The sequence below is a fragment of the Pseudomonas sp. P5_B3 genome (assembly GCF_056400405.1).
The window spans coordinates 18,771-34,676 of record NZ_JBFULI010000013.1 but is presented as its reverse complement, the minus strand read 5'-3'; the positions used below and the strand labels follow the sequence as shown (position 1 = coordinate 34,676).

The window sequence follows — 15,906 nt, the reverse complement described above, 5'->3', positions numbered from 1 at the left end:
TGCCCTGGTTTGCTCGACGAATTTTGTCTTTTCGATGAGGTCACGCATGAACGAAGTCGTAATCGTTGCCGCTACTCGTACCGCCATTGGCAGCTTCCAGGGTGCTCTGTCTGCAATTCCCGCAACCGAACTGGGTGCCGCAGTGATTCGCCGCTTGCTGGAGCAGACGGGKATCGATGCCGCTCAAATTGATGAAGTGATACTCGGCCAGGTACTCACTGCCGGCGCTGGGCAGAACCCGGCACGCCAGACAGCGATCAAGGCTGGCTTGCCACACACCACGCCTGCCCTGACCTTGAACAAGGTCTGCGGCTCTGGTCTCAAGGCGGTCCATCTTGCCGTCCAGGCAATCCGTTGCGGCGACGCGGAACTGGTCATCGCTGGCGGTCAGGAAAATATGAGTCTGGCCCCCTATGTTCTGCCCAAGGCACGCACCGGCTTGCGTATGGGCCATGCGCAACTGCAAGACAGCATGATCCAGGATGGTCTGTGGGACGCCTTCAACGACTACCACATGGGTATCACCGCCGAGAATCTGGCGCAGAAGTACGAGATCTCTCGTGAAGCACAGGATACCTTCGCTGCCGCCTCGCAACAGAAAGCCGCAGCAGCCATTGAGGGCGGGCGCTTCCAGAGCGAAATCACCCCGATCCTGATTCCTCAGCGCAAGGGCGAACCGCTGGTCTTCGACACCGACGAACAGCCGCGTATCGACAGCACTGCGCAAGCGTTGGCGAAACTCAAACCGGCATTCCAGAAAGACGGCAGCGTGACCGCCGGCAACGCTTCGACCCTCAACGATGGTGCGGCCGTGCTGTTGCTGGCCAGCGCCGCCAAAGCACAAGCTCTTGGCCTTCCGGTACTGGCACGCATCAAAGCCTATGCCAGCGCCGGCGTGGACCCGTCGATCATGGGCATCGGCCCGGTCCCGGCTACACGCCTGACCCTGCAAAAGGCCGGCTGGAACGTCGAGGACCTGGACCTGATCGAAGCCAACGAAGCCTTCGCCGCCCAGGCGCTTGCAGTTGGTAAAGAGTTGGGTTGGGACACCAGCAAGGTCAACGTCAACGGCGGCGCGATCGCCCTTGGCCATCCGATCGGCGCGTCGGGGGCACGGATTCTGGTGTCGCTGGTGCACGAACTGATCCGTCGCGACGGCAAGAAAGGGCTGGCCACTTTGTGCATCGGCGGCGGACAAGGCGTCGGCCTGGCTATCGAGCGCTAACCAACGGCATCCGGGTAGCCCATGCGCGGACTTGGGACCCTTGTTCCGCGCATCAGGTTGGCGTCAGTCAACGCTGCCCGCATTCCTGCCGTCGCTGTGTCGGAGTCCGGCAAAGCGCGGCTTTTTTCTGCCCGGCTCATCTGTATGGGCAAGGAACTTTATGGACAACAACGCACATACATTCAAAACCTATTGGTCAGGCCAGGTTCCGTTCATCGCTTCCTTTGCAGTGCAACAATTACGCCTATGGGTCAGCACCAATCCGTGGTTTTCCGGGCATGAGCACGGCGCCTGGTTCGAGTTACCTCGCGAAACCCTGGACAGCCTTCAAGCGGATTACCAGGTTCAATGGGGCCAACTCGGCCAAAAACTGCTGACCGGCCAACCCTTCAGCTTCGATGATCGACGCTTCTCCAGCGGCAACTGGAGCGAGCCACTGTTCGGCTCCCTCGCTGCGTTTTACCTGCTCAACGCAAGCTTTCTCCTGAAACTGCTCGACAAGCTGCTGATTGACGAAAAAAAACCGCGCCAACGCCTGCGCTATCTGGTGGAGCAAGCCATTGCCGCCAGTGCGCCAAGCAATTTCCTGGTCAGTAACCCTGATGCGCTTCAGCGTGCGGTTGAGACTCAAGGTGCCAGCCTGCTCACAGGTATGCAGCATCTGGCCAGCGACATGAACGAAGGCAAAATGCGCCAGTGCGATAGCGGCGCCTTCAAGGTTGGCGTCGATCTGGCCAACACCCCCGGCGAAATCGTCTTTGAGAATCACCTATTCCAGCTAATTCAGTACTACCCGCAAAGCGAAACCCAGTACCGACACCCGGTATTCGTCGTACCTCCGTCGATCAACAAGTACTACATCCTTGATCTGCGCCCGGACAACTCGATGGTCCGCCACCTGCTGGAACAGGGACATCCCGTATTCCTGATGTCCTGGCGCAACTTTGACGAGGAGCACGCTGGCACCACCTGGGATGACCTGATTGAGCACGGGGTAATCGACGCCTTGCAGGTGACCCGCGATATCAGTGGCGAGCAGCGACTCAATTGCGTGGGCTTCTGCATCGGCGGCACCCTGCTGAGCACGGCGCTGGCAGTACTTGCTGCACGCGGCGACAGGGAGATCGCCAGCGTGAGCCTGTTCACCACGTTTCTTGACTACCTGGATACCGGTCCCATCGACATATTCGTCGACGAAGAACTGGTGGCCTATCGAGAGCGCACCATCGGCGGCATGAATGGTCCCATCGGTCTGTTTCGTGGTGAGGACATGGGCAATACCTTTTCCCTACTGCGCCCCAACGAGCTGTGGTGGAACTACAACGTCGACAAATACCTCAAGGGGCAGAAGCCGATCCCGCTTGATCTGCTGTTCTGGAACAACGACAGCACCAACCTTCCGGGGCCGATGTACTGCTGGTATCTGCGCCACACCTATTTGCAGAACGATTTGAAATCAGGCGAGCTGGAGTGCTGTGGGGTCAAGCTTGATTTGCGTGCAATTGACGCTCCCGCCTACATCCTCGCCACCCATGACGATCACATCGTGCCCTGGAAAAGCGCTTACGCCAGCACCAACCTGCTCTCCGGGGCCAAGCGTTTTGTATTAGGCGCTTCAGGGCATATCGCCGGCGTCATCAATCCACCGGCCAAGCAGAAGCGCCATTACTGGACCAATAATCGGGTCACGAAAAACCCGGAGACCTGGTTCAAGAATGCCGAGCAGCAACCCGGTAGCTGGTGGAATGATTGGTTCAACTGGCTGGCGGGACACTCCGGCGAGCGCCAACCAGCGGTTGCGCACATAGGGAATGACAAATTCCCGCCTCTGGAGCCGGCGCCAGGCAGTTACGTAAAGCAATGAAAGACTGAAATGCCCTGCTGCATGACTTCATGCAGCAGGTCAACTGCGGATCATTTGTTTCGGTACAAGGAAAGAGGCCCCATGAGCACCGCGTTGCGCATCAACGAAGCACTTTTGATTGCCGGGCACGCATTCGAACCTTTTCAATGCGTCGCCTGGGCCGCGCAAGACGGTAATGGCGAACTGAGCCTGACCGTCATCGACCGGGCAGCCACTCGTATTTGTCGCAAACAGATTCCAAGCAGTACCTATTCCGACCCGGCGCAGCTGGAAAACCTGCTGGAAGAGGTACGCGCCGAGTTGAGCCTGGGGGGCTACACGCTGCAATCCTGGGCAATGCCAGGGTAAACATTCTCGCGGATCGCTACCAGGATGTGAGGCAAATATTGGGCACGGGGCGACAATCCATTTCATCCCTGATGGAATGATTTGCCGGGCTGGAGTTTTTTCAGAAACGCAGAAACGAAAAAGCCCTGAATAATCAGGGCTTTTTCGTATAAATGTGGCGGTGAAGGAGAGATTCGAACTCTCGATACAGTTTCCTGTATACACACTTTCCAGGCGTGCTCCTTAAGCCACTCGGACACTTCACCGTATCTCTTCAAACAAGTTCTGTCTGTCGAGGCGCGCTAATGTAGTCGAAAGCATTTCCGATGGCAAACATTTTTTTCAGAATTTTCATGCGGTTAACGCGATTCAGCGTTTCCGGTCGCTCGGGGCCATGGCAAACCGGCCAATCTCCGGCTTCGTGCCCTCTTCTATATAGAGGGGAATGCGCGGCAAGCACGGCGGGCTGCGCCTGGCGGGCAGGCAAAGGGTGACTGGCGGGTCAGTCACAGCGCTTTACCTGGCCTGCAGCGGTGGGTAACGTCTGCCCAACTTTATTGAAAGGAATAGCGTCATGAGTGAGTTGATTTCCTACCATCTCGAAGACGGTATCGCGACCCTTACCTTGAGCAATGGCAAGGTCAATGCCATCTCCCCGGATGTGATTGCCGAGCTCAACGCTGCGCTGGATCAGGCCGTGACTGATCGTGCGGTGGTGATCATTACTGGCCAGCCGGGCATTCTCTCCGGTGGTTATGACTTGAAGGTGATGACGGCCGGCCCTAAAGAAGCCGTGGCACTGGTGACCTCCGGCTCGACCCTGGCCCGCCGCCTGCTGTCGCACCCCTTCCCGGTGATCGTTGCGTGCCCGGGGCATGCGGTGGCCAAGGGCGCGTTTCTGCTGTTGTCGGCCGACTATCGCATTGGCGTAGACGGTGCGTTCAGCATTGGCCTGAACGAAGTGCAGATCGGCATGACCATGCACCACGCGGGCATTGAGATCGCACGTGATCGCCTGAACAAAGTGGCGCTTCAGCGTTCGGTGGTCAACGGCGAGATGTTCAGTCCACAAGGCGCCGTGGCTGCCGGTTTCCTTGATGTCGTGGTCTCGGCTGAAGAACTGCAAGGCGCGGCACTGGCGGCGGCTCGCCAGTTGAAGAAGATCAACATGACCGCGCACAAGAACACCAAATTGAAAGTACGCAAAGCGCTGCTGGAGGCCCTGGACAACGCAATCATCCAGGACCAGGAACATTTGGGTTAAGCCCGGATCTGCTGCAACGAAAGCCCGACCGTCGTGTCGGGCTTTTTCATACATGCCTCTTCATACATACCTGTGTTAAACCTCTGTAACCGCTCTAGATCGCTTCTGACCGATTGGTCGGAAACATCAGCACAAACATCGGCTATCTCCCACTTTCCTGGGAGCAATTGCCGAAAACAGTGCACATCCGTACACTGCGCCACCTTTTGTCCCGGTGGGGCCTGTAAATGCTGTTTTTGTTCCGTATGTCATTGATGGGTCTGCACTTTATCGTGGCGGGTGTGCTGGGTGTGATTCTCGGCCTGTGCCGGCCATTCAATCCGGACAACAGCCGTCTGTGCGCACGCCTGTACGCATGGCCGGCCATGTGTATTTTGCGTTTGCGGGTGAAGGCCGACGTCGGGCCGTTGATGGATAAACCGGACAGCTGCGTGATCATCGCCAATCACCAGTCCAACTACGACCTGTTTGTGTTTGGCAACGTGGTGCCCCGCCGTACCGTGTGCATCGGCAAAAAGAGCCTGAAATGGGTGCCGCTGTTCGGGCAGTTGTTCTGGCTGGCCGGCAATGTGCTGATCGACCGCGGCAATGCGCACAAGGCGCGCAACTCGATGTTGACCACTACCCACACCCTGCAAAACAAAGACACCTCGATCTGGGTTTTCCCGGAAGGCACGCGTAATCTGGGTGAAGATTTGCTGCCCTTCAAGAAAGGCGCCTTTCAGATGGCCATTGCCGCCGGGGTGCCGATCGTGCCTGTGTGTGTCAGCAGTTACGTCAAACACATGCGATTGAACCGCTGGCGCAGTGGGAAAATTCTGATTCGCTCATTGCCGGCGATTCCCACCGCCGGATTGAGCCTGGACGACATGCCCATGCTGATCGCCCAGTGCCGCGAGCAGATGCGTGAATGCATCGAATCGATGGACCGGCAACTGCAAGCCGCCTGAAAAAGAAAACCCGCCTGGTGCGGGTTTTCTTTTGCCTGCGAGTCTTTACCCAGAACTCGGCAGATTTAACTGACTCTCAAACACTGCAAGGCTAAGCTGATCCACACTGCCATTGCATTTTTTGCCAATTAAAAGCTGCCAAAAGAAGTGAATCACCATCATGGGTAGAGTTGTTGCTTCAGCGGTTTATAGCGCCGGTAAGAGAGTCACCAATATCACCCTCGACGAAGGCGCAGCCTGGGCTGCAAAACCCGGGCACTTTGTCTGGATCGGCCTCGAAGAGCCGAACGCCGAGGAACTCTACAACCTGCAACGCCAGTTCAACCTGCACGAACTGGCCATCGAAGACGCCCTGGAAAAACACAGCCGGCCGAAGCTGGAAACCTTCGGCGATGCGCTGTTCATCGTGACCTATTCGCCCATCCGCCATGAAGGCAAACTCGAGTTCATCGAGACGCATATCTTTGCCGGCAACGGCTACATCATTACTGCGCGCAACGGTCACTCGGCGTCCTACGCCCATGTCCGACAACGCTGTGAGGCGCGTCCGCTATTGCTTGAGCACGGGGAAGATTTCGTACTCTATGCCATCCTCGATTTCGTGATCGAAAACTACCAGCCGATGGGCGAAGCCATTCACGGGGAAATCGACGAACTGGAACGCAACGTGTTATGCGGCTCATTGAATGACTACGACATCCAGAAGCTACATGGCCTGCGTCGTGATGTCTTGCGCTTGCGTCGTTATGTGGCCCCGATGATCGAGATAGGAGAGGAATTGCAAAGGCTGAGCTTCCCGTTTATCGATAAAAACATGCGCCCATACTTCCGCGATGTGCAGATCCATGTAACGCGGCAAATGGAAGACCTGACGACCCTGGCGGATATTGCCAGCCAGACGATTGAGGTCGGGGTGCTGTTGGAGGCCTCTCGACAGAGTGTGGTGCAACGCAAGTTTGCGGCCTGGGCGGCGATTCTGGCCTTCCCGACGGCGGTGGCGGGTATTTATGGAATGAATTTCCAGAACATGCCGGAGTTGAGCTGGCAATTCGGGTATTTCGGAGTGCTGGGGTTTATTACGGTGGGTTGTTTGGGGTTGTGGGCGAGTTTCAAGAAGTCGGGGTGGCTTTAGATCCCAGGCGAGTGCTTCGCACTCGATCGCGAGCAAGCTCGCTCCCACAATGGATCTTCGGTGTTGCAGAGATCAATGTGGGAGCGAGCCTGCTCGCGATGCTTTTAGTTTCAATCAGCTGCTGGCTTGTGCGCCACAAACCGCATCATCCACTCGGCAACCGTGGCGCCGTGATGTTCCTGCGCAAGGCTCGCGATACCTTTGGAGTAGACCTGCTCACCCAGTGCCTGCTGGCGAATCTCCAACAGGGCACGGGAGTAGTCGTGGATGAATTCCGGATGCCCCTGGAAGCACAGCACCTGATCGTTGATGTGGTAGGCGGCATACGGGCAGAAATCGCTGGAAGCAATGACCGTGGCGTTCTCCGGCAGCGACGTGACCTGATCCTGGTGGCTGATCAGCAACGTCAATTCTTCGCGCACCGGACTCATCCATGGCGCCTTGGCGGCCATCTTGTACTTGTGCGTGCCGACACCCCAGCCTTGGGTTGCACGCTCGCTCTTGCCACCCAGCAGCAGTGCCAGCAACTGATGACCGAAGCAGACACCCAGCAACTTGTCGCCGCGCTCGTAGCGGGTCAGCAGATATTTCTTGAGGGTTTCGATCCACGGGTCGGTGCCAAAGGAATCGGCCTTGCTGCCCGTCACCAGGTAGGCGTCGAATGTCAGGTCGTCGCTTGGGTATTCACCCTGCACCACGTTGTAGACCGTGAACTCGGCGGCAATCGGCTGCTGCGAAAACAGGTGTTTGAACATCTGCCCGTAGCCCTGATATTGGTCAACCAATTCCGGACGCAGGTGGTCGGTTTCCAGAATGCAGATGCGTAACGACATAAAAAATACCTGACACGTGATGGGAATAATGCACACCCCAGAGCCTGCCTTGAAACACCGTGACAAGGCAAGCCCCGAAATGCGTCATCGCGCCCTTAGAAGATCTCCCCTTTCGCCGCTTTTTCCAGCAACAGTGCAGGCGGCGCGAACCGCTCTCCATATTGCTTGGTCAGGTACTGGGCACGGGCGACAAAGTCCTGCACGCCGTACTGGTTGATGAACTGCAGCGCACCACCGGTCCATGGGGCGAACCCGATACCGAAGATCGAGCCAACGTTGGCATCCGCCGTCGAGGTCAACACGCCCTCCTCCACACAGCGCACTGTTTCGATGGCTTGCACGAACAGCAGGCGATCACGCACATCCTTCGGCGAAATCTGCCCGTCGGTTTTCTCGAAGCGCGCCTTCAACTCCGGCCACAGGTGTTTCTGGCCGCCCACCGGATACTCGTAGAAACCTCCACCGGCAGCCTTGCCCGGGCGCTTGAACTCATTGAGCAGCACGTCAATCACGGCAAATGCTGGATGTTCTATCAGTGGTTTCCCTTCTGCTTGCAAGTCCTTGGCGGTTTGCAGGCGGATATGGCTCATCAGGCTGAGGGAAACTTCGTCAGAGATCGCCAGCGGTCCTACAGGCATGCCGGCTTTGCGCGCTTCAGTCTCTATCATCGCCGCGTTGATGCCTTCACCCAGCATGGCGATGCCTTCGTTGGTGAAGGTGCCGAACACCCTTGAGGTGAAGAAACCGCGGCTGTCATTGACCACAATCGGGGTTTTCCTGATTTGCAGGACGTAATCGAAGCCACGGGCCAGGGTTTCGTCACTGGTGTTGGCGCCCTTGATGATTTCCACCAGCGGCATTTTCTCCACGGGGCTGAAAAAATGCAGGCCGATGAACTTGCTCTGATCGGGCACGGCGCACGCCAGGCCGCTGATCGGCAAGGTCGAGGTGTTGGAAGCGATAACCGCATCCGCGCCGACGACCTTCTGCGCCGCCAACGAAACCTTGGCCTTCAAATCCCGATCCTCGAACACGGCCTCGATGATCAGGTCACAACCGGCCAGGTCGGCATCGCTTTCGGTGGTTTGAATGCGGGACAGAACGGTGTCACGTTGCTCGATGCTCATTTGTCCGCGAGCGACTTTCTTGTCCAGCAGCGCCGCCGAATGCGCCTTGCCCTTCTCTGCCGCAGCGCGGTTGATGTCCTTGAGCACCACTTCGATACCGGCCGATGCGCTGACAAACGCAATCCCGGCGCCCATCATCCCGGCGCCGAGCACGCCGACTTTGCGGGTGACATAGGGTTCAAAACCTTGAGGCCGCGAGCCGCCGGCATTGATTTCGTTGAGCTGGAACCAGAACGTGCCAATCAGGTTTTTCGAGACCTGTCCGGTGGTCAGTTCAGTGAAATAGCGGGTTTCGATAAGGTGCGCCGTGTCGAAATCCACCTGGGCGCCCTCGACCGCCGCACAGAGGATTTTCTCCGGCGCGGGCATCGTGCCCTGGGTTTTGCTGCGCAGGATCGACGGCGCAATCGCCAGCATCTGGGCGACTTTAGGGCTTGACGGTGTACCGCCCGGAATCTGGTAGCCCTTCACATCCCAGCGTTGTACCGCCGTCGGGTTGGCGAGAATCCACGCCTTCGCCTTGGACATCAACTCTTCGGAATTCGCTGCCAGTTCATCGATCAACCCTGCCTGCAATGCCTGTTGCGACCGCACCCGCTTGCCTTCGAGCAGATACGGCAGGGCCTTTTCCAGGCCGAGCATACGCACCATGCGCACCACGCCACCGCCGCCCGGCAGCAGGCCGAGGGTGACTTCCGGCAGGCCGAGTTGCACCGATGGATTGTCCAGTGCCACGCGATAATGACAGGCCAGGCAGATTTCCCAGCCGCCGCCGAGTGCCGCGCCGTTGATCGCCGCGACCACCGGTTTACCGAGGGTTTCCAGGGTGCGCAACTGCCCCTTGAGGGTCAGCACCATGTCGTAGAAGGCTTTGGCTTCGGGCTTGCCGACCTTGATCAGTTCATTGAGGTCGCCGCCAGCGAAGAAAGTCTTCTTGGCCGAGGTGATGATCACACCGGCGATGCTGTCCTTGTCGGCCACCAGGCGTGCAACGCAGTCAGCCATGGCTTCGCGGTACACCGCGTTCATGGTGTTGGCGCTCTGGCCCGGTATGTCGATGGTCAGGACCACGATCTGGTCCTGGCCTTTTTCGTAACGAATGGCTTCGCTCATAACTGGGTTCCTTGAAGTCCGGGCTCAGAGGCGTTCGATGATGGTGGCAATGCCCATGCCGCCGCCGACACACAGGGTCGCGAGGCCATAACGCAGGCGTCGGGCTTCCAGTTCATCGAGCAGCGTGCCGAGAATCGCGCAGCCAGTGGCACCCAGCGGGTGGCCCATGGCGATGGAACCACCGTTGACATTAACCTTGTCCGGGTCGACGGCCATGTCCTTGATAAATTTCAACACCACCGACGCGAACGCCTCGTTGACCTCGAACAGATCGATGTCTTCGACCCGCAGCCCGGCCTTGGCCAGCGCCTTGCGGGTCGCCGGCGCAGGGCCGGTGAGCATGATGGTCGGATCAGTACTGGTGACCGCAGTGGCGACAATCCGCGCCCGGGGCTGCAAGCCCAGCGCCCGGCCCTTGGCTTCGGAGCCGATGAGCATCAGCGCCGCGCCATCGACAATCCCGGAACTGTTGCCGGGGGTGTGAACATGATTGATCCGCTCGACGTGGCTATAGACCCGCAGCGCGGTGGCATCGAAGCCCATCTGCCCCATCATCTCGAAACTTGGCTTGAGCTTGCCCAGGCCTTCCAGGGTCGATTCGGCGCGGATGAACTCATCGTGGTCGAGCAGGATGATGCCGTTCTGGTCCTGCACCGGCACCAGCGATTTGTTGAACGAACCGTCAGCTCGCGCACGCGCAGCCTTTTGCTGGGAATGCAGCGCGTAGGCATCGACGTCCTGACGGCTGAAGCCTTCAAGGGTGGCGATCAGGTCGGCGCCCACCCCCTGTGGCGTGAAGTGGCTGTGCAGGTTGGTCGCCGGGTCCAGCGCCCAGGCCCCGCCATCGCTGCCCATCGGCACCCGCGACATCGACTCGACACCGCCGACCACCACCAGGTCTTCGAAGCCGGAGCGCACTTTCATTGCGCCGAGGTTGACCGCCTCCAGCCCGGAAGCGCAGAAACGGTTGATCTGCACCCCCGCCACACTGACATCCCAATCGGCCACCTGAGCAGCAGTTTTGGCGATGTCAGAGCCTTGATCGCCAACCGGCGTCACGCAGCCGAGCACCACGTCATCGACCTGGCTGGTGTCCAGCGCCATGCGCTGTTGCAGTGCGGTGAGCAAACCGGCAACCAGATTCACCGGTTTGACACTGTGCAAGGCGCCGTCGGCCTTGCCTTTACCACGGGGCGTGCGTAACGCGTCGAAAATCAATGCTTGGGTCATGACGTCCTCGAACCACAGTGCAGGTGGGTAAATACCGAGCGCTCACTCTTGGCCCGAGCCGCGATTGATTCAATGACCTTAGCGCTCACTGACGTTGACGCTCACGCTCAGACGGACGGTAGTCAGCTACCGGATTAACCGATTCAAGACACCAAGCTGTCTAGCCAACGGGCGCCAAAGAAGCTGGCAATAGGCCTCATACCTTTTTTAAAGCGAATAGTAACAACTCCATATGAAATGGATCTAAACCAAGCGCAGCGCGGGCTCTAAGGTTCACTTGTACGAAGTTGTCGTCGGGTTTTGCCGAGACGCTCGTCACTACAGGAAGTGCAACGCGCTGCCAACATGGAGATATGCAGGCAGGCATCAGGAAATAACAAAAAAGGCGGTCAAGCCATGTTCAAACAATCGAAAGTACGTCAAGCCGGGCTCATCCTTTTCGCCACCACGCTGTTGTTGATATTGCCGAACCTGACCAAGGTGATCGGCTAGTCGCGTCTAAAAGATTCGGCACCACAGTTTTGAATGGCCACCATCAAAATGTGACTGGCCCGCTAGCCGGGCCAGCGTGGCTGTGCCAATCTTTGCGGCACTTGCACGACATGGACGGCGATCACTTGAAAATGCTCACTCTGCTCGGGGCCCTGCTGTTCGGGTCGCCCCTGTATGCCGCACAGCTGAACCTGGAGCTGGGCGCGAACAGTCGCACCTGGCAGACCGAGCAATTGCTCAAGCATCCTCAGGTTCAAACCATCAACATCAGCAACGACGTCTCCTACAAGCGGGACATGAGTTACCGCGCCGTGCCATTGTCCGCGCTGCTGAACGGCATCAAGCCTGAGGACCACCTGCAAGCCGTGGCCCTGGATGGCTTTGCCGCCGAAATGGCCGCGGCGCCTCTGCTCAATACCCAGGGTGCACAGGCGTGGCTGGCAATTGAAGACCCGGCCAAGCCCTGGCCACCGCTATCGGAAGGCAAGCCGGGCGCCGGACCGTTCTATCTGGTCTGGAGCAACCCGCAGGCCGGCAACATCAGCCCCGAACAATGGCCGTTCCAAGTGGCGAGCATCAAACGCCTGGCGCCCGTGGCCGAGCGCTTCCCTGCCCTGCTGCCCGATCCGGCGTTGAAGGCGGATGATCCGGTGAACAAGGGCTTTGCGTTGTTCCAGAAGAATTGCCTGGCCTGCCATCGACTCAAGGGCGCCGGGGACGCGCAATTCGGGCCGGACCTGAATATTCCGTACAACCCGACCGAGTACTTCGGCGCGGACTTCCTCAAGCGCTACATTCGCGATCCACAGAGTTTGCGCCAGTGGCCGCAGGCGAAGATGCCCGGGTTCTCGGCCGAGGTGTTACCGGATGGGGATCTGCAAATGCTGGTGGGGTATTTGCAGCATATGGTCGGGCGCAAGGTGAAGCCGTGATGCATTTACCTGTAGGAGCGAGCCTGCTCGCGATRGCGTCATGTCAGTCAATACTTCGCTGGCTGACACACCGCTATCGCGAGCAGGCTCGCTCCTACAGGGTTCGGCGGTGTTTCCGTTACTGCTGTTGTACCGAGATCACTGGCGCGGGCGTCGGTGAAACCAGCACCTTGGCGTGCATCTGCTCACACCCGCCGCCCCGGCGCATCCCGCGCACCGGACAGGCATCCAGGTAATCCAGGCCCACCGCCAGTTTCAGGTGGCGTTCCGGCCGGGCCAGTTCATTGGTCACGTCGAAGCTGTACCAGGCGTCGTCCAGCCAGGCTTCGGCCCAGGCGTGGCTGGCCAGGTGTTCGCTGTTTTCGCTGTACAGATAACCCGACACATAACGCGCAGGAATGCCCAGGCTGCGGGTGCAGGCGAGAAACGCGTGGGTGTGGTCCTGACACACGCCGGAGCGCCCGGCAAAGGCCTTGGCCGCGCTGGTGTCGACTTCCGTGGAGCCCGGCGTGTAGGTCATATGCTGGTTGAGGCCATGCATCAGATCGATCAGCGCCGTGCGATCGCGGCGTTGCTTGCATGCCTTCTCGGCGAACGCCCGCAGGGCGGCGTCGGCTTCGGTCAAACGGGTGAAGCGCAGAAACGGCAACGCCGACTGGCTCTCGTGTTCGGCCTCACGCATTTCGTCGATATCGACCTGGCCACGGGCACCGATGATGATCGCTTCGTGCGGTTCGTCCATGGTCAGCACATGCAGGATGTTACCGAACGGATCGAGTTGCGCGCGCACCGGGCGCGGCAGGTCAAGTTGCCAGCTGAGCACGTGCTGACGCTCGCTGTCGTGGGGCGTCAGTCGCAGGTACTGGATGCTCGCCCGCACCTTGTCTTCGTAGTGATAGGTGGTCTCGTGGCTAATGGAAAGTCTCATGCGGCCTCCAGATAAGAACTGTGAATCGCGTTACCCAACTGGCGCACCAGCGGGATGAACTCGGTCAGCCAGGCGTGCAGGCCTTCGTCAAGAATTTCGGTGATGCCGGTGTAGCGCAGGCGTGCGTCCATTTCTGCCGCCAGGCGTTGTGCGGGGCGACCGTTGGCCCCCGGCAATTGCGCGAGGATCTGGTCGATCTCTTCGGTGCAGGCGCGCAGGGATCGCGGCACATCGGCCCGCAGCAACAGCAACTCGGCGACATGCCGGGCGCCGGGGGCGTCGCGGTAGATTTCCGTGTAGGCCTCGAACGACGACAACGCCCGCAGCAACGCGCTCCATTGGTAATACGCGTGAGCCGTGCCATCGCTGACCGCTTCGGCCTGATCGCCAGCCATTTCGTAGCGGGCATCGAGCAGACGCAAGGTGTTGTCCGCCCGTTCGATAAAAGTCCCCAGACGAATGAAGCGAAACGCATCGTTACGCATGATGGTGCCGTAGGACGCGCCCCGGAACAGGTGGGAACGTTCCTTGATCCACTCGCAGAAACGGCTCATGCCGTAGCGACCGAGACCCTGTTCGGCGATGCCGCGAATTTCCAGCCAGGTGGCGTTGATGTTTTCCCACATGTCGGCGGTGATGCGCCCACGCACCGCATGAGCACTGGCCCGTGCGGCACCGAGGCAGCTGTAGATGCTCGCCGGGTTGGCCGCATCCAGAGCGAAGAAATGCAGCAACCGTTCGGCATGCAGTTCGCCATGGCGCTCCAGGTAATCGTCCAGGGTACCGGTGATCAACAGCGGCATGGCCAATTCGTGCAAACCATCGCCACGTCCGTCCTGCGGCATCAGCGACAGCGAATAGCTGATGTCGAGCATCCGTGCGAGGTTTTCCGCCCGCTCCAGGTAACGCGACATCCAATACAAATCCGAGGCAGTTCTACTTAACATGACAGGCTTCCTTTAATCCTCGACCACCCAGGTGTCCTTGGTTCCGCCGCCCTGGGAGGAATTGACCACCAGGGAGCCTTCGCGCAGGGCGACGCGGGTCAAACCGCCGGGCACGACCCGGGTTTCGCGGCCCGACAGGACAAACGGCCGCAAGTCGATGTGGCGCGGCGCGATGCCGCTTTCGACAAAGGTCGGACAGGTCGACAGCGACAGCGTCGGTTGTGCGATATACGCATGGGGTTTGGCGATGATCCGCGCGCGGAAGGCTTCGATTTCCGCCRCCGTCGCTGCCGGCCCCACCAGCATTCCGTACCCGCCGGAGCCTTGGGTTTCCTTGACCACCAGTTCTGGAAGATTGGCCAGCACGTGGGAAAGCTCAGACGGATTACGGCATTGCCAGGTCGGCACGTTCTTCAGGATCGGTTCTTCGTCCAGGTAGAAACGGATCATGTCGGTAACGAACGGATACACCGACTTGTCATCCGCCACCCCCGTGCCGATGGCATTGGCCAGCACCACGTTGCCGGAACGGTAGGACGACAGCAGTCCCGGCACGCCGAGCATCGATTCCGGGTTGAACGCCAGCGGATCGAGGAAGGCGTCGTCAAGGCGACGATAAATCACGTCGACCGCTTTCGGCCCGTCGGTGGTGCGCATGTAGACCTTGTCGTCACGCACGAACAGGTCCGCGCCCTCCACCAGTTCCACACCCATTTCCCGCGCGAGAAACGCATGTTCGAAGAACGCGCTGTTGAAGCGGCCGGGTGTCAGCACCACCACGCTTGGATTGTCGATGGGACTTGAGCTTTTCAGGGTATCGAGCAGCAGGTTCGGGTAGTGGTCGATGGGAGCGATGCGTTGTGCCGCGAACAGCTCGGGGAACAGCCGCATCATCATCTTGCGGTCTTCGAGCATGTAACTGACGCCGCTCGGTGTACGCAGATTGTCTTCGAGCACGTAGTAGGTGCCGTCGCCGTCGCGCACCAGGTCGACGCCGGAGATGTGCGAATAGATATCGCGGTGCAAATCCAGGCCCTGCATCGCCAACTGGTACTGCTCGTTGGCCAGCACCTGCTCGGCCGGAATGATGCCGGCCTTGATGATGCGCTGCTCGTGGTAGAGGTCGGCGAGGAACATGTTCAACGCCTTGACCCGCTGGATGCAGCCGCGCTCGACGACCCGCCATTCACTGGCGGGGATACTGCGGGGAATGGTGTCGAAGGGAATCAGGCGCTCTGTCCCCTGCTCATCACCGTAGAGCGTGAAGGTTATCCCGGCGCGATGAAACAACAGATCGGCCTCGCGTCGCCGTTGTGCCAGAAGCTCGTCAGGCGTCTCGGCCAGCCAACGGGCAAACTCCCGATAATGCGGGCGGACCTGGCCGCCGGCATCGTACATCTCATCAAAATAGTTGCGGATCATGCCGTACTCCTTGTCACTCGGACGTCCAGACCTTCGCAAGGCCCGTGCCATCGGCATAAACGCTTAGATTTCAATCGGTTGGATAATCAAGACGCACGCACCGCACCAATCCTGTGCGAC

The 15,906-nt window shown here is 59.2% G+C and carries 13 protein-coding genes and 1 tRNA gene; 7 read left to right on the top strand and 7 right to left on the bottom strand.

The genetic code is table 11. The features are described from left to right. Window positions 1-46 precede the first annotated feature (46 nt). From AC1DRN_RS10540 to AC1DRN_RS10530, 3 genes are all read left to right on the top strand, one after another. Window positions 47-1,225, top strand: a complete 1,179-nt coding sequence (locus AC1DRN_RS10540; protein ID WP_054593293.1) for an acetyl-CoA C-acetyltransferase — start codon at window positions 47-49, stop codon at window positions 1,223-1,225. 160 nt (window positions 1,226-1,385) lie between these two features. Continuing rightward, window positions 1,386-3,089 (top strand): class I poly(R)-hydroxyalkanoic acid synthase, encoded by a 1,704-nt coding sequence (gene phaC, locus AC1DRN_RS10535; RefSeq protein ID WP_223462213.1) that lies wholly within the window; start codon window positions 1,386-1,388, stop codon window positions 3,087-3,089. Window positions 3,090-3,170: 81 nt separating this feature from the next. After that, window positions 3,171-3,437 carry a hypothetical protein gene (locus tag AC1DRN_RS10530; RefSeq protein WP_223462212.1) on the top strand — a complete coding sequence of 89 codons (267 nt, stop codon included), beginning with the start codon at window positions 3,171-3,173 and terminating at the stop codon, window positions 3,435-3,437. Between the two features lie 155 nt (window positions 3,438-3,592). Here AC1DRN_RS10530 and AC1DRN_RS10525 read toward each other — a convergent pair. Further along, window positions 3,593-3,682: transfer RNA gene (locus tag AC1DRN_RS10525), tRNA-Ser, on the bottom strand. A gap of 308 nt (window positions 3,683-3,990) precedes the next feature. Between AC1DRN_RS10525 and AC1DRN_RS10520 the strand changes: the two genes are divergently transcribed. The 3 genes from AC1DRN_RS10520 to AC1DRN_RS10510 all read left to right on the top strand — a co-directional run bounded on the left by AC1DRN_RS10520 (window position 3,991) and on the right by AC1DRN_RS10510 (window position 6,762). Continuing rightward, window positions 3,991-4,680 carry a crotonase/enoyl-CoA hydratase family protein gene (locus tag AC1DRN_RS10520; protein WP_223462211.1) on the top strand — a complete coding sequence of 230 codons (690 nt, stop codon included), beginning with the start codon at window positions 3,991-3,993 and terminating at the stop codon, window positions 4,678-4,680. Window positions 4,681-4,907: 227 nt separating this feature from the next. Continuing rightward, a complete protein-coding gene (locus AC1DRN_RS10515) occupies window positions 4,908-5,630 on the top strand; it encodes a lysophospholipid acyltransferase family protein (RefSeq protein ID WP_223462210.1) in 723 nt (240 codons plus the stop codon). A gap of 160 nt (window positions 5,631-5,790) precedes the next feature. After that, complete coding sequence (locus tag AC1DRN_RS10510) at window positions 5,791-6,762, top strand: magnesium and cobalt transport protein CorA (protein WP_223462209.1); 972 nt, start codon at window positions 5,791-5,793, stop codon at window positions 6,760-6,762. Between the two features lie 110 nt (window positions 6,763-6,872). Here AC1DRN_RS10510 and AC1DRN_RS10505 read toward each other — a convergent pair whose 3' ends face one another. The 3 genes from AC1DRN_RS10505 to AC1DRN_RS10495 form a co-directional block, all read right to left on the bottom strand. After that, a complete protein-coding gene (locus tag AC1DRN_RS10505) occupies window positions 6,873-7,595 on the bottom strand; it encodes an amidotransferase (RefSeq protein WP_223462208.1) in 723 nt (240 codons plus the stop codon). Window positions 7,596-7,690: 95 nt separating this feature from the next. Beyond that, window positions 7,691-9,835, bottom strand: a complete 2,145-nt coding sequence (locus tag AC1DRN_RS10500; protein WP_223462207.1) for a 3-hydroxyacyl-CoA dehydrogenase NAD-binding domain-containing protein — start codon at window positions 9,833-9,835, stop codon at window positions 7,691-7,693. A gap of 24 nt (window positions 9,836-9,859) precedes the next feature. Next, on the bottom strand, window positions 9,860-11,065 hold the full coding sequence (locus AC1DRN_RS10495; protein ID WP_223462206.1) for an acetyl-CoA C-acetyltransferase: 1,206 nt from the start codon (window positions 11,063-11,065) through the stop codon (window positions 9,860-9,862). Window positions 11,066-11,667: 602 nt separating this feature from the next. Here AC1DRN_RS10495 and AC1DRN_RS10490 point away from each other — a divergent pair. Next, window positions 11,668-12,489: a c-type cytochrome gene (locus AC1DRN_RS10490; RefSeq protein WP_477786701.1), complete on the top strand. Its 822-nt coding sequence runs from the start codon at window positions 11,668-11,670 to the stop codon at window positions 12,487-12,489. A gap of 118 nt (window positions 12,490-12,607) precedes the next feature. On the opposite strand, the gene AC1DRN_RS10485 is transcribed toward AC1DRN_RS10490, so the two are convergent. From AC1DRN_RS10485 to AC1DRN_RS10475, 3 genes are read right to left on the bottom strand one after another with little or no spacing between them, the layout of a single operon-like run. Then, window positions 12,608-13,417: a transglutaminase family protein gene (locus tag AC1DRN_RS10485; RefSeq protein WP_223462204.1), complete on the bottom strand. Its 810-nt coding sequence runs from the start codon at window positions 13,415-13,417 to the stop codon at window positions 12,608-12,610. Continuing rightward, on the bottom strand, window positions 13,414-14,364 hold the full coding sequence (locus tag AC1DRN_RS10480; RefSeq protein WP_223462203.1) for an alpha-E domain-containing protein: 951 nt from the start codon (window positions 14,362-14,364) through the stop codon (window positions 13,414-13,416). The genes AC1DRN_RS10485 and AC1DRN_RS10480 overlap by 4 nt, the downstream gene beginning before the upstream one ends. Before the next feature lie 12 nt (window positions 14,365-14,376). Then, window positions 14,377-15,786 (bottom strand): circularly permuted type 2 ATP-grasp protein, encoded by a 1,410-nt coding sequence (locus AC1DRN_RS10475; RefSeq protein ID WP_477786700.1) that lies wholly within the window; start codon window positions 15,784-15,786, stop codon window positions 14,377-14,379. Between the last annotated feature and the right edge of the window lie 120 nt (window positions 15,787-15,906).